Source organism: Nocardia huaxiensis (genome assembly GCF_013744875.1).
GTDB classification, from domain to species: domain Bacteria; phylum Actinomycetota; class Actinomycetes; order Mycobacteriales; family Mycobacteriaceae; genus Nocardia; species Nocardia huaxiensis.
In genome coordinates this window covers 6,742,744-6,765,465 of record NZ_CP059399.1, presented here as the reverse complement: position 1 = coordinate 6,765,465, position 22,722 = coordinate 6,742,744, and the positions used below count along the sequence as shown (strand labels likewise).

Below are 22,722 nucleotides of genomic sequence, written 5' to 3'. Positions count from 1 at the left end.
GCGGCCGGTTCAGGACTGCGGTAGTGAGGAGCCGTCGGTGTCCAGGTGGAAATGCACCCGGAACTTCTCCTCCAGCTGCGACTCGTCGCTGCCGAGTTCGGTGGGGGCCGACACCTTTTCCGCATCCGGATTGATGAAGAAGCGCCGCCGCTGGAAGGCGTAGGTCGGCAGGTCCACGGTTCGCACGGGCTGCCCGGAATAGACCGCCGCCCAATCGATCTCGGCGCCGCCGGTCCAGGCGATCGCCGCCGCGCCGGGCTCGCCCGGCTCCGCGACCGGCGCGTCCTCGGGCTGCCCGGCCCGGCCGCGATGCACGGCGGGCGTGGTCTGGCCCGCCGCTACCGCCGCCAGGCCCGCGAGGGCCTGCTCCCGATCGCCGGCCAGCACCGCGGCCCGATGGTCCAGGGCCGTGCGGGTGGTCGCCAGGGAGAAGCCCACGTCCCACAGATCCAGCGCCGGATCGGCGATGAGCCAGTCCAGCAGTTTGGCGGCCTGCGCCCGCAGGGCGTCCTCGGTCTTGCCCGACAGCACCAGCGGCAGCGGCATCGCGGCGTCCCGGGGCGGCTCGGTCACCTCGGCAGGTTCGGCCTCGGGGGCTTCCTCCACGATGACGTGCAGGTTGGTGCCGCTGAAACCGAAGGAGGACACCCCTGCCCGCCGCGGATGGCCGTTGCGCGGCCACGGCTGCTTGGTGGTGGGCAATCGGACATCGCCCGCGTCCCAGTCCACATGCGGTGTGGGCGCGTCCACCCCGAGGGTGGGTGGCACGGTGTCGTGCCGCATGGCCTGCACCACCTTGATCACGCCCGCGACGCCGGCGGCGGCCTGGGTGTGCCCGAGGTTCGATTTCACCGACCCCAGCCACAGCGGTTTGCCCGCCGGACGGTCCTTGCCGTAGGTGGACAGCACGGCCTGCGCCTCGATGGGATCGCCGAGCACGGTGCCGGTGCCGTGCGCCTCGACCACATCCACTTCCGCCGCAGCGACTTTGGCATTGCTCAGCGCCTGCCGGATCACCTTCTGCTGAGCCCGGCCGCTGGGGGCGGTCAGGCCGTTGGAGGCGCCGTCCTGATTGGCGGCGGAGCCGCGGATGACCGCCAGCACCGGATGCCCGTTGCGCCGCGCGTCGGAGAGCCGCTCCAGCATGAGCATGCCCGCGCCCTCGCCCCAGCCGGTGCCGTCGGCCGCGGCGGCGAAGGGTTTGGGCCGCCCGTTCTGCGCCAGCGCGCGCAGCCGGGAGAAGGCCACGAACCACAGCGGCAGCGACATCACCATGATCCCGCCGGCCAGCGCCATGGACACCTCGCCGGAACGCAGTGCGGCACAGGCTTGATGGATGGCGGTGAGTGAGGACGAGCAGGAGGTGTCGACCATGAGGGCCGGGCCCTCCAGCCCGAGGGTGTAGGAGATGCGGCCGGCGGCGACGGCGACCGCGCTCCCGGTCATGAGGTAGCCCTCGACGCCGATCCAGTGCTTGTTGAAGCCCACCCACTCGTAGGACTGGGTGCTCATTCCCAGATAGAGCCCGGTCGCGCTGCCGCGCAGCGATTCCGGGTCGATCCGCGAGCGTTCGATGGCCTCCCAGGCGATTTCGAGCAGGATCCGGTGCTGCGGATCCATGACGCGCGCCTCGATCGGCGGGATGCCGAAGAACTTGGCGTCGAAATCGTAGGCGTCGTAGAGGAAGGTGCCCTCCGAGACGTAGCTGCCGCCGTTCAGGCCCAGCCAGTGCTGCCAGGAGCGATCCTGCGGCAGTGGCCCGAACAGGTCGCGGCCGTCCTCGAGCACCTCCCAGAACTGTTCCGGGGTTTGCACCCCGCCCGGGAAGCGGCACGACATCCCGGTGATCGCAATCGGTTCCACGGCCCGCGCCTCCAGCTCGTCGAGCCGGCGCTGGGTGTCCTTCAGCTCCACCGCCGCCTTCTTGAGGTAGCGGCGCAGTTCCTCTTCGCTTGCCATGACGTCTCCCTGAATCCTGGTGGGCCGCGCTCAGGCGAGGCTGGAGGGACGGGCCTGGTCGATGAAGTCGAACAGCTCGTCGTCCTCGGCGGTGTCCAGGTCGATGCCGGATCCGGTGTCGCCCTGCAACTTTCGAATGATCTCGGTGAGTTTCTCGGTGAGCAGCGAGATCTCGGTCTTCTCCAGCTCCAGTCCGGTGCAGGCCAGCGAGAGCATGTCGGCCTGGGCCACCAGCCGCGACAGCGCGTCGTCGGCGGGGGCGATCTCCTCCCGGATGTAGCCGGCCAGGGCGGCCGGGGTCGGGTAGTCGAAGACGACGGTGGTCGAAAGCTTCAGTCCGGTGGAGGATTTGAGCCGGTTGCGGAATTCGACCGCGCCCAGGGAGTCGAAGCCGAGGTCCTTGAAGGCGTGATCGGCGCCGACCGAGTCGGCCGAGTCGTGGCCCAGGACCGCGGCCGCATGCGAGCGGACCAGGTCCAGCAGGGTCTTCTCCTGCTCGGCCGGGCTCAATCCGGCCAGGCTCGCGACCAGCTTGGACGCCTGTTCGGCGCCCGCGTCGGCGGCCCGGCGGACCGAGCGGACCAGCCCGCGCAGCACCGGTGGCAGCAGTTCGGCGTCGACATTGCGCAGTACGCCGGTGTCGATGCGGGAGGCCACCACGTAGGACTGTCCGGAGGTCACCGCGGCGTCCAGCATGGCCACGCCGTCGGCGGTGGCGATCGGCACGAAACCGCCCGCGCGCATGCGCGCCCGATCGGTGTCGGTCAGCGCCCCGGTCATGCCGGTGGCCTGCTCCCACAGGCCCCAGGCGATGGAGGTAGCCACCAGGCCCTGCCGCCGCCGCAGTGCGGCCAGGGCGTCCTGGAAGGCGTTGGCCGCCGCGTAGTTCGACTGGCCGGGGGAACCGAAGACCGCCGCCACCGAGGAGAAGGTGACGAACAGCGTGAGATCCAGCTCCCGGGTGGCCTCGTGCAGGTGCCAGGCGGCATCCGCCTTGGGCGCGAGGACCTTCGAGACCCGCTCGGGCGTCTGCCCGGTGAACAGGCCGTCGTCGATGATGCCCGCCGCGTGCACCACACCGGTGAGCGGATGTGCGGGATCGATGCCGGATATCAACGCGCGCACCGCGTCCCCGTCGGAGACGTCGCAGGCCACCACCTCGACGGCGGCTCCGGCGGCGGTGAGCTCCTCGACCAGTTCCGGTGCGCCCTCGGCGGCCGGGCCCCGGCGCGAGGTGAGCACCAGATTGCGGACGCCGCGCTCGGCGACCAGATGCTGGGCCACGATCGCGCCCAGCCCGCCGGTGCCGCCGGTGACGACCACCGTGCCGTCGCGGTCCAGCGGCTGCGGGACCGTGAGCACGTTCTTGCCGACGTGGCGGGCCTGCGACAGGTATCGGAACGCCTCGGGGGCGCGGCGGACATCCCACAGGGTCAGCGGAAGCGGTTGCAGCACACCGGATTCGAACAGCTTCACCAGCTCGGTGAGGATCTCCTGCAGTCGCTGCGCACCGGCCTCCATGAGCACGAAGCCGCGGTACTCGACGCCCGGGTACTGCGCCGCGATCTGGTCCGGTTCGCGGACGTCGGTGAGGCCCATCTCGACGAACCGGCCGCCGCGCGGCAGCAGCCGCAGCGACGCGTCCACGAAATCGCCTGCCAGCGAATCGAGTACGACGTCCACGCCGCGACCCTCGGTCTGCGCCAGGAACTTCTGCTCGAAGTCCAGCGTGCGCGAGTTTCCGATGCGGGAGTCGTCGAAGCCCATGCCGTGCAGCACCGGCCATTTCGGTTCGGAGGCGGTCACATAGACTTCCGCGCCCAGGTGCCGCGCCAGCTGCACGGCCGCCATGCCCACGCCGCCGGTCGCGGCGTGAATCAGCAGGGACTCACCGGCTTTCAGCTTCGCCAGGTCGACCAGGGCGTAGTAGGCGGTGCCGAACACCGCCGGCGCGGCCGCCGCCTGCTCGAAGGTCCAGTTCGACGGCATCTCGACCACCGCGGCCTGATCGGTGACCACCGTGGAGCCGACGCCGGCGAACAGGCCCATGACCCGATCGCCCGGCGCGAACCGGGTGACGCCTTCGCCCACCGCCACGACCACGCCCGCGCCCTCGCCGCCGACCGGGGTGTTCTCGATCGGGTACATGCCCAGCGTGATGAGCACGTCGCGGAAGTTCATGCCCGCGGCGCGCAGGGCCACTCGGACCTGACCCGGTTCCAGCTCGGCGGTGTCGTCGCCGGGCTCCAGAATCATGTTGTCGCCGTTGAGCGTTCCCTTGTCGAGCACGCCGAGCCGCCACGGCGTCCCGGACTCGGCCAGGTGCGCACCGCCGGTGGTGTCCGCGCCGGCTCGCACCAGGCGCGGCACGAACAGTGCCCCGCGCCGCTGCGCCGCCTGCGGTTCGCCCCCGGCCAGCAGCGCGGCCACGGCGGCCCGCCGCTGTTCCGGTTCGGCGGCAGGGGCGTCCAGGTCGAGCAGCAGCACCCGGGCGTCGTTCTCGTTCTGCGCACTGCGCAGCAGGCCCCACACCGCGGCGGCGGCCGGATCGACCTCCTCGCCTCCGTCGACCGCGACGCCGTTGCGGGTCACCACGACGAGTGCGGCATTCGTGTAATCCTGTTGCGCCAGCAGCCATTGCACCCGTTCCAGCGCCCCGGCCACCCGCGAATGCAGGGCCGCCAGCGGCGACTGCGCCGTCTGCGCCGGGATGGTGAGCACGACGGCGTCGCGCCCGGATGCGGTGGCCCGCTCCAGTTCCCACAGTCCGACGCCATTGCTGGACACCGTCGGGTCCTCGATGGCCGTCCACTCCGCGGCCGGGATGGGCTCGGCCTGCGGGGCCGCGACCCAGCTCAGGCCGAACAGCGCATCGCCCACCGAGGTGGACGGCCCGGCCAGGGCCTCGGCCGAAATCGCCCGCACCGTCAGCGATTCCACCTTGGCGACCGAGCCGCCGGTGGGATCGGCGAGGATGATCTCCATCTTGTCGCCGGACTGGGTGAGCTTGACGCGCAGCGCGGACGCGCCCACCGCGGCCAGCGCGACGCCCTCCCAGGCGAAGGGCAGTTTCACGGTGTCCACATCGCCGGACACCAGCGCACCGACGAGCGAGGTGTGCAGGGCCGCGTCCAGCAGCGCCGGGTGCAGGCCGAACTTGCCCGCGTCACCCGCCGCCGTTTCCGGCAGCGCCACCTCGGCGAACCATTCCTCGCCGCGCCGCCACACCGACTGCAGACCCTGGAAGACCGGACCGTAGTGGTAGCCGCCGGCGGCGAAGACGCCGTACACATCGCCGACCTCCACGGCCGAGGCGCCGACCGGGGGCCACACCTTCAGGTCGTCGACCGGAATGTCGTTCGCGGCAACCGAATCCAGCACACCGGTGGCGTGCGTGGTCCACGGGCCGTCCTCGGCGCCGGGCGCCTGGAGCCGGGAGAACACCCCGATCTGCCACTCGTCGGCGTCCTGTCCTCCGGACACGCGGACCTGCACCTGCACCGCACCGCGCTCGGGGATCACCAGCGGCGCGGCCAGCATGAGTTCGGCGAGCCGCGCGGCCCCCACGACACCGGCCGCGTACAGCGCCAGTTCGACGAAAGCGGTGCCGGGCAACAGGACTCGGCCGCCGACGGCGTGGTCGCCCAGCCACGGATGCGAGGACAGCGACAGGCGTCCGGTGAGCAGCACATCCCCGCCCTCGGCCACACTGACCACCGCACCCAGCAGCGGATGCTCGGCCGCGCCCAGGCCAAGCTGACGCGGATCGCCCGAACCATTGCCCTCGACCACCCAGTAGGTGCGGTGATCGAAAGCGTAGGTGGGCAATTCGGCGAAACCCGCGCCGGTTCCGGCGAACAGCGTCTCCCAGGCGACGGCGGTGCCGCGGCCGTGCGCGGTGGCCAGCGCGGTCAGCAGCGACTGCGGCTCGGGGCGCAGCGCGCGCAGTGCCGGGACCGCGACGAAGCCGGGGCCGTCCTCGGCGTCGGCGGTGTCGTCGGCCAGGGTCGCGGTGACCAGGCCGGTGAGTGCGGCGGTGGGGCCGATCTCCACGAAAGTGCTTCCCGCCTTGGCGGATTCGGCGGCAGCGGTGATGCCCGCGGCGAAGCGCACGGGCGCGCTGACATGCCCCACCCAGTACTCCGGATCCTGGAACTGCGCGGCGGTGGCGAGCGTGCCGGTGACATTGGAGACCACCGGCAGCGCCGGGTCGTGATAGGTCAATGCGGTACAGACGGAACGGAATTCGTCGAGCATGGGCGCCATGAGCGGCGAGTGGAAGGCGTGGCTGACCCGCAGCCGGGTGGCCTTCACGCCGGTGGCCTCGATCGTCCTGGCGATCTCCTCGACGGCGGCCTCGGCGCCCGAGATGACCACGGAGCCGGGGGAGTTCACGGCGGCGATGCCGACCTCGGTGGTTCTGCCCGCGAGCAGCGGGGCCACGGTTTCCTCGCCGGCGGCCAGCGAGATCATGGCGCCACCGGCGGGCAGCGCGGCCATGAGCCGGCCGCGGGCGGCGACCAGGCGCACCGCGTCGGCCAGCGACCACACCCCGGCCACCTGCGCGGCGGCGATCTCGCCGATCGAATGTCCCACCACCAGATCGGGATTCACGCCCCAGGACCGCACCAGTTCGAACAGCGCGACCTCGACCGCGAACAGGGCGGCCTGGGTGAAGTCGGTGCGGTTGAGCAACGCCGCCTCGGGGCTGTCGGCCGCGGCGAAGACCACCTCGGCCAACGGCCGCTCCAGCAGCGCGTCGAAGAGCGCCGCGATCTCGTCGAACTTGGTGCGGTACACCGGGTAGGCGTCGTAGAGCTCCCGGCCCATACCGGGCCGCTGCGAGCCCTGTCCGGAGAACACGAAGACCGTCTTGCCCTTGACCGCGCCCGCGCCCACCGTCACACCGGGTGCTTCGGACCCGGCGGCCAGCTGCTCCAGCCCCGCCAGCAGTTCGTCCCGGTTCTGCCCGAGCACCACCGCCCGGTAGGGGTGGCGGGCGCGGGTGTTCACCAGCGACAGACCGACATCGGTGGCCGCGAGCGCGGCGTCCTCGCGTACCCGGGTGAGCAGCCGCCGCGCCTGGCCGGTGATCGCGTCCGCGCTGCGCGCCGAGATCACCCACGGAATGAGTGGCGGCACAATGGTTTCCGGTGTCGAGTCGGCCTCGCCCGCGGCGGGTTCGGCAGCGAGCGGAGCCTGTTCCAGGATCACGTGCGAATTGGTGCCGCTGATGCCGAACGAGGAGACCGCCGCCCGGCGGGCGTGCCCGTTGTCCGGCCACTCCCGCGGCGCGGTGACCAGCTCGACCTGTCCGGAGTCCCACTCCACGTGCGGGCTGGGGGTTTTCGCGTGCAGGGTCGGCGGCACCACGCCGTGCCGCATGGCCTCCACCATCTTGATCACGCCCGCCACGCCGGCGGCGGCCAGGGTGTGCCCGATATTGGATTTCACCGAGCCCAGCAGCAGCGGGGCCCCGGTGCGTTCCCTGCCGTAGGTGGCCAGCAGCGCGGTCGCCTCGATGGGGTCGCCCAGCGGCGTTCCGGTGCCGTGCGCCTCCATCACGTCCACCTCGGCCGCGGCCAGCCGCGCGTCCGACAGCGCCAGCTTGATGACGCGCTGCTGTGATGGCCCGTTCGGGGCGGTCAGGCCATTGCTGGCGCCGTCCTGGTTCACCGCGGAGCCGCGAATCACCGCGAGAATCCGATGCCCGTTGCGCTGTGCGTCCGAAAGGCGTTCCAGCACAAGCACACCCGCGCCCTCGGAGACGCTGAAACCGTCGGCGGTGTCCGCGAAGGACTTGCAGCGGCCGTCCGGGGCGAGCGCGCCCAGCGCGCAGAACTCCACATACTCGGCGGTGCCGGCGATGACGGTGGAGCCGCCCGCCAGCGCCATGGAGATCTCCCCGGCGCGCAGCGACTGCACCGCTTGATGCAGGGCCACCAACGAGGAGGAGCAGGCCGTGTCCACGGTCACCGCGGGACCTTCCAGGCCCAGGATGTAGGCGATGCGCCCGGAAGCGATGCTGCCGGTATTGCCGGTCATGACCAGCCCGTGGAAGGGCGACTTGTCATCGGGTTCCGGCGGGTGGATGGGCGCGATGACGCCGGCGAACACGCCGGTGGCGCTGCCCTTGAGCGAGGTGGGGTCGATGCCGGCGTGCTCGAGCGCCTCCCACGCCACCTCCAGCAGCTGCCGCTGCTGCGGATCCATCGCGAGGGCCTCCCGGGGCGAGATGCCGAAGAACGCAGCATCGAAATCGCCTGGGCGGCTGAGGAATCCGCCGTGGCGGACATAGGTGGTGCCCTTGTTCTCCCGATCCGGGTTGTAGGCGGACTCCACGTCCCAGCCGCGGTCGGCCGGGAACTCGGTCACCATGTCCCGGCCCTCGAGCGCGACCCGGTACAGGTCGGCCGGATTCTCGATGTCGCCGGGGAAGCGGCAGCCCATCCCCACGATGGCGATGGGCTCGTGCGCCCGCGCCTCCACGTCCTGCAGTCGCTGCCGCGTTTCCTGCAGATCAATCGCGGCCTTCTTGAGATACTTGCGGAGGTCGGATTCGGTCGCCATCGTTGTTCACCTTCCTGCGTGCACGAGTCCGGGCCGGACCGGAGTACTTCGGCGGACATCGCGAGTTCGCGAGAGTTTCCTTGTCGCCGAATATCTCCGACATTCGGCCAGAACAGAGTTCGTGCGGGTGGTTGCCGTCAACCTGATGCGCTATCGGCTCGCTTCGGAATATTGCGCGCGGACGGGGTGCTGCCGAAACCCCTAGAAGTCCCCTAACCGCGAATCACGGGGCGCGGCAGCACACTTCGGCGACTGGACAAAACCCCTATTTCGGAATCGTCGGGGAATCGTGGTTGCCGCAACATATTTCGTATGTCAAAGTCGGCTCGTCCGCCCACCGAGAGGGTCGATTATGCGCAAAAGGCGCAATTCACGAGTTTTCCGGCGAATCGCCGGACGAGTTTCCCTGACACTGTGCTGTCTGGCACTGCCCACGGTTTCCGTACCGGCCGGCGCCGCACCGGACGCCGCGGGCCGCACCGAGACGGTCATCGACGCCACCGGCGATCTCACCGTCAGCCGGGTCCGCATGTACTCACCCATGCTGTCCGGGGCGGCGCCGCACCCGGACGGCTGCGACTACATCGGCTACCTCCGCTACCGCACCGCCGGCGCACCGGAGGACCCGCAGCGGTCCGACGGCGTGGTGATCGCGCAACCGGGCGCGTTCCTGGGCGCCTTCAGCCTCGACACCATCGCCCGCAATACCCTGACCGCCGCCGCGCAACGCGGCAGCGCGCTCGAATGGTGGTCCATGGAACCGAGATTCGGCTGTGCCTTCGACACCACCGGTCTGGCCGCGGCCGACGCGGCACAGGACTACCGCCTCGCCTGGGACTACTACTTCGGCGGAAAACCGGTCGACGGACAGCGTTTCGCGGGCTTCCGGCCGGACGCCGAGCTGGCCTATCTCGCGGATATGGGTGCGGCGCAGGCGGTGACCGATCAATACACCATCATGACCAACGAGCTGCCCGATCCCGCGTTCCGGTCCACCCGCACCTTCTGCGGCGGCCACTCCGACGGCGCGCTCATGACCGGATGGTTCGTCTCCTGGGACTTCGGCGACGGGCAGGCCGGGTACCGGCAGTGCGCGGGACTGTACGCGCTGGAGAGCCTGGCCACCTCCGACGCCGTGGCGCTGCAGGACAATCCGTTCACCGCGACCCTGGGTGAGCTGGGGCCGGGAGCCACCCATCAGGTACTGGTGGACGCCACCAAATCGGGTGTGCTGCAACGCAGTTTCAACCACACGCCCGGCTTCAATCCGCAGTGGTGGACCATGGTGGCCATTGCGGGGCTGGCCGCGCACTACGCCCCGGACGCGGAGACCGAGCTCAATCGGCTCGCCGCCGGGGTGCCGGAACTGGCCTCCTCGTTCCGGATCATGCTGGGCGGCACCTACCTCGACGCGACCCTCGGCATCGGCGGTCTCGAGCGGTTCCGGTTCACCAACACCGCGTTCCTCGGCATGCTGCTCGACGACAACTCGCTCAATATCGGCCTCACCCTGGCCAGTGTCGGCGCGCTCAGCGGCGGGCCCATCGTGGCCAAGGACTTCCCGCTCGACGACACCTTCGTCCGCTCCATCCCCGTGGTCGGAGAGCTGTTGCTGCGCAGCGTGACCGGCGGCAGCATCCGAATCCGGCCCACCGACGAGTCGGTCCTCTACACCTGGAAGCGATTCGACGAGATCGACGAGTCGGTGTGGTTCACCGACGGCGGCAAGGAGACCGTCGACATCCGCGATATCGCCCGGCTGCTGGCCACCAGCCACGGCGGCATGGTGGAACCGTATTTCCCGTTCCGCTACGAGGCGGTCGACAATCCCATGATCCAACTCGGCGCCCGCGACGGGGATCTGGCGGCCATGCGCTTCGACACCGAGGCCCGCGCCCTGCCGACCCTCACGGTGTGGGGCACCGAGAGCCAGGAGGGCACGCTGGTGGCGCCGATCATGCCGCCCGGCAGCATTCTGGTGCCCGGCTATCACCACTACGATCCGCCGTACGCGGCGACCTGGCAGAACGACGGCTCGTTCGAGCGGTTCGCCACCCTGCTGGCCGGTTACGTCACCGATCGGCTGCCCCGCTGATTCCCAACTCGCACAACCGGATTCGCGCACGCCCCGGCGCGGGTGCGCACAGCACGGCGGCGGTGGGCGCGTCCTTGCGTATCGCGCCCACCGCCGCTGTCGTGCCGGCTAGATCTCCTCGTGGACCAGGAAGGGCGAGCCCGCCAGGATCGGCAGCGTGTTCTGCGCGAGCATGCGCTGCAATTCGATCCGGCGCACCTTGGCGGTGGCGGTCACCGGCAGATCCGCCCAGCGCACGTGCAGCGGCGCGTGCATGGCGGGCAGATCGGCGGTCGCCGCCTGCCAGGCCGGCATATCCAGGGGCGCATCGGATTTCGTGCACACCAGCGGTTGCAGGATCTCGGCCCCGCCGCGCACCACGATCACCTCGCGCAGCTGCGGGAGCCGGTCCATGAGCGCGTCCTCCACCAGCAGTCCGCTGGCCAGGCCATCGATCCGATCGACCTCGCGGTCCAGCAGATGCAGACAACCCCACCGGCTGCGATAGCCGACATCGCCCATGTCCCACCAGTCGCCGTCGCATTGATCGGCGAAGCGCTGCTCCTGCCCGAGATAGGTCAGGGCCCGGCCCCGGGTGCTCACCTCGATCCGGCCGGGCCGCTGCGGCGTGCCGTCGGTGCGGAACCGGGTCCGGCCGACCAGCGGGTAGCCCACGCAGCGGTCGTGCGCCCAGCGCGCCACCGATCGGGTGTAGAACTTGATGGTCACCGGCCCGGACTCGGTCTGGCCGTAGCCCTGGAAATAGACGACGAAGCGCCGGTCGGTGGCCGCCATGAGCCGCCGCACGGTGCGCAGATGGATGGCGTCGAAGGTATTGACGAAGAACCGCACCTGCCGCAGCGGCCGGGCCGGATCGGTGGCGAACTGCTCCCATTCGATGAACTGGTTCGGATGGGTCTCGACCAGATGCGGTTTGAAGCGCAGGAACACCTCCCGCGCCGTGTCCACATCGTGGTCGGCCAGCATGGCGAACGGCCAGCCCCGCCGCAGCACCGTGCCCAGCGCCGAATAGGTGCGAATGTGCACGAACGAGGTGCACATGGCCCAGCGCAAGGGGATTCGCGCCCGCAGCTTGGTGACCCGATGCTGGAATCCGATGTGCGCCGCGAGCCCGGCCGCGGTCTGCGCCACCAGTTTGGGCAGGCCGGTCGTGCCCGAGGTGTGGGTGATGATCCGCACCGCGGACGGGTCGGTGAACTCCGGCTGCGGCACCGGGACCGGCAGCACGTCACCCACCGTGGTGAGGCCGCTGACCCGGCCCGCCGCCAGCAGCACGCGCACCTCGCCGGTCGCGAAACCCGCGGGCTCCCAGCGCTGCACGGTGAGTTTGTCCGCGTCGGTGAGCACCACGCGCGGCCGCAGCATGTCGAGGAGCGCGTTCACGGTGTCGCCGGTCAGGGACGGATGCAGCAGGGCGGGCACCGCGCCGATGCGGGCCACCGCCAGGGCGATGGCCACGATATCGGCATTGTTGGTCTTGTAGACCACCACTCGCTCGCCCGGTCGCACCCCCAGGGCGTACAGCCGCCCGGCGAAGGACTCCACCACGCCCGCCAGATCCGCGACGGTGAAACTGGTGCCCAGATCCGGTTGGATCGCGAACGGCTTGTCCAGCATCACCTCCACGCCGGGCTTGCGTTCGGCGGCCCGCTGCACCATGGTGCCGGGTTCGAACAATTGATCTCGGAATCTACCCATTTCGCTTGTCCCCCTTGTCAATCCATGCTCACGGCCGAGACGATGTTCGCCCGTGCGGCCCGCAACGCGGGCGGAATCGAGCCGAGCAGGCACACCACCAGCGCCCCCGCGGCGAAGCCGAGCACGACCGGACTGGCGTGATACGGAATCTCGATATTGAGCAGTTTGGAGTTGGTGATGGCCGCCAGCCGCTGATAGATCGCGCCGAAGACGAGCCCCAGCCCGCCACCGACCAGGCCGACGCCGCCGGCCTCCGCGAGCACCATGCGCAGGGTGAAGCGGCGGCTGGAACCCATGGCCCGCAGCACGCCGATCTCACGCCGGCGCTCGAGCACCGACAGCAGCAGCGTGTTCAGCAGCGCGATGGTGGCCACCAGCCCGACGATCCAGGTGATCACATTGATCAGGAAGGTGCCCTGCACCACCGACCCGCGCACCCCGGCCAGCGCCGTCGCGCCGGTGAAGACGTGCACGTCCGCGGGCATCGCCGCCTGGATCGCCTGCACCGCACCGGCTTTCGCGCCCTCGGAGACCTGCACCTGCAGCAGCGTGGAACCCGGCCGGTCGAACCAGTCGCGCAGATCGTCCAGCTTCATGGCCAGCGCCCCGGTGAACCCGGACAGGTAGGGGACCACCTCGATCACCCGAACCCGCTTGCGGCCGTGCGGGGTCGGCATCTCGATGGTGTCGCCCGCGCCGACCCCCAGCGACTTGGCGCTGTCCTGCGAGAGCAGCACGCCCGCACCGGCGAGCACCGCGTCGCGCACCTGGTCGCTGACCCCGGCGAGCATCGGATGCACCGTGCCCGGGGCGACGCCCTGGATCATCACCTTCTTGTCCTCGATGGTCGCGAACGCCATCTGCGTCGCCACCACCTTCTCCACGCCGGGCACCGCCGCCACCGTGCGCTCCACGTCCTGGGGCAGCAGCGGCGAGGTCGGAATCACCCCCGGCCCATTGGAACTCACCCACACATCCGCGCCGGTGAGCGAGGCGTAGCTGTCGGTGGTGGTCTCCACGATGTCGTTGTCGGAACTCGAGATGCCCGACACCATCATGACCGCGATGAGCACCGACATGAGCGTGGTCCAGATCCGGCGCGGCGAGCGGATGATGGTGGCCGAGGCCAGCGCTCCGGGCGGGCCGAAGATGTGCGCCACCGCCGCCGAGGCGCGAATCATGCTGTAGCCGAAGCCGAAGCACAGGCCGATGACGCCCACCACGTACAGCGAGACGGACGCGGTGGCCAGCAGGCCCACATCCGAGGACGCGATGATCGCCGCACCCACGATGGCCAGCACGCCGAAGACGCCCATCAGCACGCGCACCCACATGGGCGGCACGTCGGCCGAGGAGGTGCCCACCGGGGCCAGGGCCTCGATCGGCGCGACCTTGTACACCGCGCGCGCCGCCACCAGGGCCGCCGCGACCGTGGCGAAGACGCCCGCCGCGATGGCCAGCGGAATCGCATAGGAGGGCAGGATGAATTCGGCGCGCGCCTCGAGCGACTGCAACAGGATCGGCGGCAGCCGGTCGATGGCCCAGCGGCCCACGAACGCACCGGCGACGGCTCCGGCGACGGCGCCGACGAATCCCAGCAGCGCTGCCTCGAGCAGCAGATCCAGCACGATGAGCGGTCCGCGCCCGCCCAGGGCCCGCAGGGTGGAGATGGTGGGCCGGCGCTGCGTGATGGCCATGGCCATGGCGTTGTAGATGAGGAAGCCCGCGACCACCAGCGATACCGCGGCGGCCAGCAGGGTGGTGGTGCGCATGATGGCCACCGCCGCCGCGGCCTGCTCGATGCGTGCCTGCGGGTCGGCGACGAGGGCTCGATCGCCCACGACCGACGCGATCCGGTCCCGCACCTCGCGCACATCCCGGCCCGGCTCGGCGACCACCAGGATCGAATCGATCTGCCCGGTACGCCCGGTCATCTTCTGCGTCAGGGCCAGCGGCGCGATGACGAAGTGCGCGCCGTTCAACCGCTCGGCGTCCGCGCCGCCCAGCACCGCTGTGGCGGTGAGCTGCTGGCCCGCGAGCTCGAAGCTCTCGCCCTCGGCGACCCCGAGGGCGTCGCCGACCACCACGCCGCCGGGCACGCTCGCCATGGCGCCGATCTTGTCGGCGACCAGGCGCTGCATGGCGCTGCGCAGCTGGGTGAGATTGACATCGGCCCCGATCAGCAGCGTGCGCTCGGAATCGGAGACGACCGGCATGCGCAGCAGGGGAGCGGCCACCGCCACTCCGGGCACGGCGGCGACCTCCTTCTGGATGGCGCCGTCGAATCCGCCCTCGGTGATCCCGGAGATCTCCAGGTCCGCGTCGCCGGCCACGCCCGTGACCAGCCGCTCGGCCGACCCGGTGATGGAGCCCGAGATGCTGAACACCGCGACCAGCAGCAGCGCCGACACCGCGACCACCGCCAGCGCCGCGGCCGCGCGTCCGGGATGCGTGCGTAGTTCGCGAATGTTCAACAGCCGCAGGCGGTCCCACGCCGTCCCGATCATGCGCTCAGCTCCGATGCGACCATGCGGTCGGCGCCCAGGCGACCGTCGGTGAGGGTGATGACGCGATCGCTCGCGGCCGCGGCCGCATCACTGTGGGTGACCATGACGATCGCCCGGTTCTCGCCCGAGTGCGCGATATCGGACAGCAGGTCGAGAATGGCGGCGCCGGTCTTGGAATCGAGATTGCCGGTGGGCTCGTCGGCCAGGATGAGCGGCGGATCCATCATGAGCGCCCGCGCCACGGCCACCCGCTGCATCTGCCCGCCGGACAGTTCGGAAGGGCGATGCTCGGCGCGATTGCCCAGGCCGACCAGCTCGAGCAGTTCCAGTGCCTTGGGCTTGACGCGCTTGAGGCGATCTCCGTCCAGCAGTTTGGGGGTGGCGACATTCTCCCAGGCCGACATGGTGGGCAGCAGATTGAAGAACTGGAAGACGAAACCCACACTGTGCCTGCGGAATTCGCTCTGTGCGTCATCGCCCAGATTGCCGACCTCGCTGCCCATGAACTGCACCGAGCCGGAGTCGGGGGAGTCCAGTGCGCCCAGGATGTGCAGCAGCGTGCTCTTGCCCGCACCGGACGGGCCGACGATGGACACGAACTGCCCCGCGTCGATGCGCAGGCTCACCCCGTCGAGCGCACGCACCTCTTCGCCGCCAATTCGATACTTGCGCACCACATCTGTCAGTTCGATCATCGGACCATTCGCCTTTCTAGCGGAGCTGTGAGCTGATTCAGAACGAGTCGGAGATCGGTGCGCCGGGACACCTTCAACTTCCGGTACACCCGGGTCAGGTGCTGCTCGACGGTGCTGGTCGTAATGCCCAGCTGCAGCGCGATCTCCTTGTTGCGCCGGCCTTCCGAGGCCAGTTCGGCCACCCGCAGCTCACCGGCGCTCAGACGCTCGACGGGCAGCGGCGGCGCGGTCTGCGCGGGCTCCGCCGGCGCGGGGCGGTGCGCGTCATTGGCGGTGAGGCGCTGCCACAGCGGCGTGGCGCCGCATTCCTGCGCCAGATGCGCCGCCCGGCGGATCAGCGTGCGCGAACGCGCGCGATTGCCGGCCTGTTCCTCGGCGTGGCCGAGTTCGGCGAGGACGGTGGCCAATTCGAGCTGGTCCCCGGCCGCGCGCGCGATCTCGGCCGAGCGTTTGAGCAGCCCGATCCGCTTGCGGGGTTCGGCGGTGGCGGCTATCAGGCGCAACGCGACGCCGCCGCTGCGGCGCACCGGGGAGCGGCGCAGCAGGTCCAGATGTTCGGTGGCGTATCGGATGGCGAGATCCGGCTGTTCCAGCCGCAGATGGGCCGTGGCCACATCGTTGCGCCACGGCACGATCACCGGATTGTCCAGCCGCCAGCGCTTGGCCAGGTGCCCGACCTGCATGAAATCGCCCATGGCGCAGGCGGTCCGGCCGGTGGCGAGATAGTGGTGCCCACGGGCGCGCAGGAACTCCAGCGCGTAGCGGGACTCGAACATGGACTCCGGCAGGCGCCGGTTGAGCTGGGCCTCGGCCTGCTCGTGGTCGCCGGTCGCGGTCATGATCTTCACCAGCACGGCCACCGCCTGCCCGAGCTGATTGCCGAGGGCCTGGTCGCGCAGATGGTTGAGGGAGCGGGTGGCGAAACGCGTCGCGACGGTGAGGTCGCCGCGCCGCAGCACCGCCTCGGCCTGTCGCATGGAGAAGATCGCGCCCCAGGTCGAGGTGCCGCGCGCCTCGGCCTCCGCGATCAGCGCGTCACACCAGGCGACCGCCGTGTCGAGTTGATCGGCGTAGATCAGGCAGTCCAGCGCCGAGGCCAGCGCGGGCACCGTCGCCGTACCGAGCCGGTTCTCCCGCAGCACCGATTCCGCGGAGTCGACCAGGGCGTCGTCGATTCGATTGCCCAGCAGCCCGTCGAGCAGTTCGGCGGTGTCCAGCTCCGCCCGCCACTGATCGGCGCCACCCTTGCCCACGACGATGACCTGGGTCTGGGTGACGGCCAGTTGCGGTTCGTGGCGCTCGGCCACTACCGGGTACTCGTAGGCCAGCGTGGTCCGCAGGTAGCGGATGGTGGAATCGGTGATATCGGAGAAACCTGTTGCGCGGCACTTGATTTCGCGCAAGGCCAGAGCGGCGTCGTCGAGCTGTCCGTGCCAGAGCAGATAGCGCGCGATCGAGGGCAGCAGCCGGACCGGGATCTGCCCGGCCCGCAGGGCGCTGATCATGCGCGCGAAGTTGCGGGTCGAGGTCGAGGGGTTGCCTCGCCATTCCAGTAGCACCAATTGTGCTGTGGCGGAACCCTTCTCGCTTGCCGAGGCGGCCAGTCGGTAGGCCGTCTCGAGATAGCTGACCGCGGCGTCGATGCGATCGGTGCGTTCGGCCGCGTCGGCGGCCGCCTGCAGCACGGCGAAGGCCCATGGGTGCCGGGAGTATCCGGCCTGCACCACCTGGGTCGCAATGGCCGCGTCCGGCGCGCCGGCGCGATACAGCGCGCCCGCCGCGTCGTGGTGGATGCGCCGCCGGACGTCCGGTGGAATGCTCTGTAGCACGAAGTCTTTCACCCGGGAACTGGGAATCCGCAGGCCCTCGGTGACGCCCGCGGTCTCGAGCTGCGCGAGGCAGTCGGCGAGAGTGGCGGGATCGGTGCCGAGTGTGGCCGCCAGGATGTCGCGGGAGGCCGCGTCGCCGATGACCGTGAGCGCTCGGATCGCCGCGGTCTGCCGGGTGCTCGCCCGGCGCAGGAACTCCAGGGCGCGCTCCTCGCGGAAGCAACGGCCCCGGGTGTCGTCGTCGCGGACCACGTGCGGGTAGCACCGGCCGTGGTGGCAGATCGAACAGCGCTGGGGCGCTGTGGATGTACGCGCGGACGCATCTGAACTGTTAGTATTTCTAATCTGTTTCGCAGCAGTAGCTTCCATATGACCGTCTCCCCGTAGTCAATTGGCGCTCCGAGCCGCGCCGTCATGATCGTGCAGTTGTGCCCGCCGTCACCGAACCAGAGCGAAACTGCATCGTCGTCGCTCTGTAGTGATACACATAACAACGCCGGGTCCGGTCGGCGTCAACCCCCTATAGGCTTGCGGCGCAACGAGATTTGACATTGCCTTATCATTCGGACCTGATATGACGGCCGGTCCCCGAATCGCCCGCCCCCGCCTCCACCGCATTGCGAGTATGACACCGCAACCCATCCGCGTCACCCCTAAATAGGGGTAGCGGAAGCCCGCCGACCGGTCTGTGCGTGCAGGGCAAATGACCAGCTCACAGAACCGGTTGGTCGGATTGTTGTATGAATTCGGAGCCGCCACATCTTGGGGCACTAGCCTTTCGGCTACCTCGACGATATTCGGCCGCGATGACCGGCGATCGGCACGGCGGGCCCCCAATGCCCGCCGAATTTCCGTTCCCCTGGTCATGTATTCATGATCGCCGGGAGTCGCTCGCGGGCGCGACGACCAGGCGGCTGAATCCCGGTGTCAGCCGATCGGCCGACACGCCGTCCGGAAACGGCTCATCTCGCCTGTTCCAGGCTCGAACCGCGCGTGAAATCCGGATGCTCGAGCGGGCCGACCAGCTCGACGGCGGGCCCCGTCGGGCGCCGGGCGAACAGCTCCGCGAACAGCCGCGCACCGGCCTCGGGCGCGATGAGCTCGGTACCCCGGCTGCGGATCAGCCGAGCCAGCGCCGGCCCCACCATGCCGCCCTCCCACGCGCCCCAATTCGGTGCTGCCACAACGCAATCGGGTCGCGTGCGGCCGAACCACACCGCTATTCGATTCAACGCCTCGTTGGCGCAGGCGTAGTCGGACTGCCCGGAATTGCCGTACCAGCCCGAGACCGAGGAGAACAGCACCAGATGACGGAGCCGGTCGAGGTCGAGCAGGTCGAACAGATGCAGCAGCCCGGTCACCTTCGTATCCAGGACGAGCCGGACCTCCTCCGGCGTCTTGTCGCGCAGGAAACGATCCGACAGCGTGCCCGCACCGTGTACCAGCGCGGTGATCCGCGTGCGATGCGGAGCCAGCGCCTTCTCCAGCGCCGCGCGATCGGCGATATCGACCGCGAGATAGGTTGCGCGATCGATGGATTCGAGCGTTCGCCGGACCTCTCGCCCGGCGATCACCCGCTGCACCAGCGCGCCGATCTGGACCGGGCCGGGCCGATCCGGCCGGCCGCGGACCTCGTTCAGACAGGCCGGGCGCAGCTCGGCGTCACCGACGCCCAGCGCCCAGCCCGGCTCCGGGGCGAGGGGAGTGCGCCCGAGCAGGACGAACCGTGCCTCGCAGCGATCGGCCAGGGCCCGCACGCAGTCCGCCGTGATGCCGCGTGCGCCACCGGTCACCAGGACGGTGTCCGCGGCCGTCGGGAAGACGGCGCCATCTGTCCCGAAATCCCCTGGTGGGCAAGCGGATAGCGTGGTTCGCCGGGCATCGGCGTCGTAGCCGGACTCCTGGGGATCGGTGGCGCTGTCGTGCAATTCGGCCTCGATCAAGGCGCACACCGTGTCGTCGCGCAGCCGGGGATGCAGATCCACGGCCCGGCTGAACACCGTGGGCGCTTCGCGCGCAATGGTTTTCACCAGACCGGACACCCCGGCGGCGACGGCATCCGCCAGCGCGGGCCGCCGCATACCCCGGGCGCCGTCGATGCGGGTAATGGCGAGGAAGGCGGCGCGACCGGCCTCGGCTCCCCGCTCCAAGGTGGTAATAGTTTGTCCCGCAAGAGTATTGGCGAGGACGAGCTGATCGAGCGCGGCCTCGGCCTCGATCTGTCCCTGCGGCATGAGCCACAGCACGGCATCGAGCCGCTCGCCGATGTCGGCGGCCTCGGTGTGCACCGTCCACCCGGCGGCCCGCATCCGCGTGCACAGCGCCCGCTGCCACGACGACCGCGCGCCCAGCACCGCGGCGACCGGCCGCACGCGAAAGACCGCCTCGCGCTGGACAGCCGGTGCGCGCACCACCTCGATTCGGCGGCGGACCATCCCGGGGCTCACCGCCCGCACCGCCCGTTCCGGACGCGCAGGATCGATCCGGTGATCTCCGCGGTGTTCGCCAGCCCGGCCAGCCCCATGGTGATCCGCAGATCCGCGAGCAGCAGGCGGAACGCGTGCTCGATCCCGTCCTGCCCGGACAGCGCCAGCCCGTACAGCCAAGGACGGCCGTACAGTACGGCTTTCGCGCCGAGCGCGAGCGCGATGATGATGTCCGAACCGGTGCGAACGCCCGAATCGAAGAACACCTCGGCGGAGTCGCCCACCGCGCCCGCGATCTCCGGCAGCGCGTCCAGCGCCGCGATCGATCCGTCGATCTGCCTGCCGCCGTGATTGCTCACCACCACGCCGCAGGCCCCCGCGTCCACCACCGCGCGCGCGTCATCGGGATGCAGCACGCCCTTGACCACGATCGGCAGCCCGGTCCACTCCCGCAGCCGCCCGAGATCCCGGGGTCGCAGGGTGTGATTGCCGAAAATGTTCTCCCACAGCGTGATCGCGGCCGCCATGGCCGCCGCGCTGTGCTCGGGCGGTTCGGTCAGCCGGGAGCGGAAGACCGGGTCGGACAGGAAGTTGGCGATGCCCCGGCCGCGCGCCGGCTGCGGCCCCGCCGCTTCCTGTGCGCGCGGCCGCCAGCCGAGCACCGGGGCGTCCGCGGTGACGACAATGGCTCGCGCTCCGGCCCGCTCGGCGCGCTCGACCAGCGACCTGGCGATGTCATCGTCTGCGGGCCAATACAATTGGAACCACCAGGCCGGACCGGCGGCCGCGCCGACCGTCTCGATATCGGTCGACGCCGCGGTCGAGAGCACCGAACCGAGTCCGAGGCCGGCGGTCGCCGCCCCGGCCAGCGCCTCGCCGCCGGGCCGGATCACCTCCTGCATGCCGACCGGCGCCGCCAGTACCGGCGCGGCCAGTGTGCTGCCGAATACCGTCGCCGTGGTGTCGCAGCCCTCGGGTGCGCTGGTGCCACGCCAGATCCGGGGCACGATCCGGTACCGGTGGAACGCTTCGACATTGGCGCGCAGCGTGCGCTCGGCCGCGGCGCCCCCGGCGACGAACGCGTACGCCTCCGCCGACATCGCCTCGCGTGCGGCGGTTTCCAGCCCGGTGACCGTCATCGGCAGTCCGGTGGGGATCGGGTCTTCGCCGCGGAAAGGCTTCGCGGCGAATTGTCGCATTCTCTGCATGATTGTTTTCTCGCATTCGAGTCGGCCGGAACAGCCGTCCATGCGCGGCGGACGCCTGTCTCGTTGTCTACCCGGCGTCGTCGTCGATTCCAACCCCTAACCGGGCGCACCCCTACGTAATGCATTGCCCAACTGTGCAAGTCGGGTAGGGGACCGATAGGGGGTTACGTCCGGCCACGGTCATCGATGAAAGTTCTGGGCACCGGATTCGATCAGCGGGCGCCAATGCCGGATCGAACCGGGCGTAGTGCAAATTCGGCACGGGCAGTTTGCGAATCATTCCGCATCTCGGAATCGGGGAAATCGTGGAATCACACACAATTTCGGCGGCGGCCGCGATCGGCGAACGGATAGGCGATCTGCTGCTCGCCGGCGCCGATGACGAACACTGCCTGACGCTCGATCGGGATATCGATCGCGCCACCCTGCGCGCGCTGGTGTCCGCGCAGCGAATCCAATTGCAGGCGGCGGGTTTGCGCCCCGCCGGGACCGTCGCCCTGCACCTGCCGCCCTCCCTGGCCTACATCGCGACCCTGCTGGCCGCCTGGCGCATCGGCGCGCAGGTCACCATCCTCGACTACCGCTTGACCGCACACGAGGCGGACCGCGCGATCGCGGCCGTGGACCCGCAGCTGGTCGTCACGCCGGACCGGCTGCCCGACACCAAGCTGACCGGATGGTTCGACGTGGCCCCGGTCATCCGGTCGCGCCCCGGGCAACCGGCCGCCACCGGCCACATCCTGGTGCAGCTCAGTTCCGGCTCGACCGGGCCGTCCAAGTGCATCGCGCGCACGGCGGCCGGTCTGATTGCCGAACTCGAGCGCTACACGCGGATTCCGGGGTACCCGGCCCGCGGCGAACGCAGTGTGGTCATCGCCTCGCCGCTGCACGTGCTCGGTCTCGTCGGCGGGCTGCTGCACAATCTGCACACCGGCGTGCCCACGGTGCTGCCCCGCTCGCTCACCGTCGAGGGTGTGCTGGCCACCGTGGCCGGCGGCGGCGCGCCGACCACCCTGCTCGGTGTGCCGTCGCAGGCGCGGCTGCTGGCCACTCGCGGCCGGGAGATCCGGGAGGTCAGCGGCGGCACCATCGCGCTCCCCGGCTTCGCCCGGATGATCACCGGCGGTGAAGCGCTGCCCGCCACCCTGCGCGATCAGTTCACCGGCACCTTCGGCGCCGAGCTCGGGGTCATGTACGGAATGACCGAGACCGGTGTGCTGGCGACCGATCTGCGCGGCGCGGACATCCCGGAACTCACGCCCGCACCCGGCATGGAGATCCGCGAGAAGGACGGGGAACTGCTTGTCGCGCTGCCGCATTCCCCCTATATCGGACCGGTCGATCCGGACCGCTGGTCCGACGGCTGGCTGCACACCCGCGACGCGGGTCGCGTCGACGCCGGCACCGGCCGCGTCACCGTGCTCGGCCGCCGCGACTCGCAGGTGTCGGTGCGCGGACTCAAGGTCGACCTCACCGAAATCGAGCAGACCCTCGCCGACCTTCCCGGCGTCGATGCCGCGGTGGTGCTCTACGACGGCGTGATCGAAGCCTATGTGGCCAGCGATCTCGCCGGCGCCGATCTGAGCGCGCTGCTGCGCCACAGGCTGGCGCGCTACAAGCAGCCACAGGTGCTGCGCGTGCTGCGGGAAATGCCCCGCACCGCCACCGGCAAACCGGTGCGCGATCTCGCGATCCTGCGTTCGAGCGCAGGGGCGCAGTAGGTGAAAGGGCAAGG

General features: G+C 70.2%; 10 protein-coding genes. 2 read left to right on the top strand and 8 right to left on the bottom strand.

Annotated features, from left to right (window positions below):
• Nucleotides 1–9: 9 nt before the first annotated feature.
• On the bottom strand, nucleotides 10–1,959 hold the full coding sequence (locus H0264_RS30735) for a type I polyketide synthase (protein WP_181580788.1): 1,950 nt from the start codon (nucleotides 1,957–1,959) through the stop codon (nucleotides 10–12).
• A 30-nt stretch (nucleotides 1,960–1,989) separates the two neighbouring features.
• Entirely contained in the window at nucleotides 1,990–8,529 is a 6,540-nt protein-coding gene (locus tag H0264_RS30730) for a type I polyketide synthase (RefSeq protein ID WP_181580787.1), read from the bottom strand.
• Between the two features lie 352 nt (nucleotides 8,530–8,881).
• Here H0264_RS30730 and H0264_RS30725 point away from each other — a divergent pair, with 352 nt between their 5' ends.
• On the top strand, nucleotides 8,882–10,624 hold the full coding sequence (locus H0264_RS30725) for a hypothetical protein (RefSeq protein WP_181580786.1): 1,743 nt from the start codon (nucleotides 8,882–8,884) through the stop codon (nucleotides 10,622–10,624).
• A gap of 108 nt (nucleotides 10,625–10,732) precedes the next feature.
• On the opposite strand, the gene H0264_RS30720 is transcribed toward H0264_RS30725, so the two are convergent.
• The 6 genes from H0264_RS30720 to H0264_RS30695 all read right to left on the bottom strand — a co-directional run bounded on the left by H0264_RS30720 (nucleotide 10,733) and on the right by H0264_RS30695 (nucleotide 20,978).
• On the bottom strand, nucleotides 10,733–12,322 hold the full coding sequence (locus H0264_RS30720) for a class I adenylate-forming enzyme family protein (protein ID WP_181580785.1): 1,590 nt from the start codon (nucleotides 12,320–12,322) through the stop codon (nucleotides 10,733–10,735).
• Nucleotides 12,323–12,339: 17 nt separating this feature from the next.
• Nucleotides 12,340–14,829 carry an ABC transporter permease gene (locus tag H0264_RS30715; protein WP_181580784.1) on the bottom strand — a complete coding sequence of 830 codons (2,490 nt, stop codon included), beginning with the start codon at nucleotides 14,827–14,829 and terminating at the stop codon, nucleotides 12,340–12,342.
• Entirely contained in the window at nucleotides 14,826–15,524 is a 699-nt protein-coding gene (locus H0264_RS30710; protein ID WP_181580783.1) for an ABC transporter ATP-binding protein, read from the bottom strand. The genes H0264_RS30715 and H0264_RS30710 overlap by 4 nt, the downstream gene beginning before the upstream one ends.
• A complete protein-coding gene (locus tag H0264_RS30705; RefSeq protein WP_181580782.1) occupies nucleotides 15,521–17,605 on the bottom strand; it encodes a helix-turn-helix transcriptional regulator in 2,085 nt (694 codons plus the stop codon). The genes H0264_RS30710 and H0264_RS30705 overlap by 4 nt, the downstream gene beginning before the upstream one ends.
• A gap of 710 nt (nucleotides 17,606–18,315) precedes the next feature.
• Nucleotides 18,316–19,800, bottom strand: coding sequence for a KR domain-containing protein (locus H0264_RS30700; RefSeq protein ID WP_181580781.1), 1,485 nt, complete (start codon nucleotides 19,798–19,800; stop codon nucleotides 18,316–18,318).
• Nucleotides 19,797–20,978 (bottom strand): alpha-hydroxy-acid oxidizing protein, encoded by a 1,182-nt coding sequence (locus H0264_RS30695; RefSeq protein WP_231084747.1) that lies wholly within the window; start codon nucleotides 20,976–20,978, stop codon nucleotides 19,797–19,799. The genes H0264_RS30700 and H0264_RS30695 overlap by 4 nt, the downstream gene beginning before the upstream one ends.
• Before the next feature lie 314 nt (nucleotides 20,979–21,292).
• Between H0264_RS30695 and H0264_RS30690 the strand changes: the two genes are divergently transcribed.
• On the top strand, nucleotides 21,293–22,708 hold the full coding sequence (locus H0264_RS30690) for a class I adenylate-forming enzyme family protein (RefSeq protein ID WP_220139869.1): 1,416 nt from the start codon (nucleotides 21,293–21,295) through the stop codon (nucleotides 22,706–22,708).
• The last annotated feature ends 14 nt before the right edge of the window (nucleotides 22,709–22,722 follow it).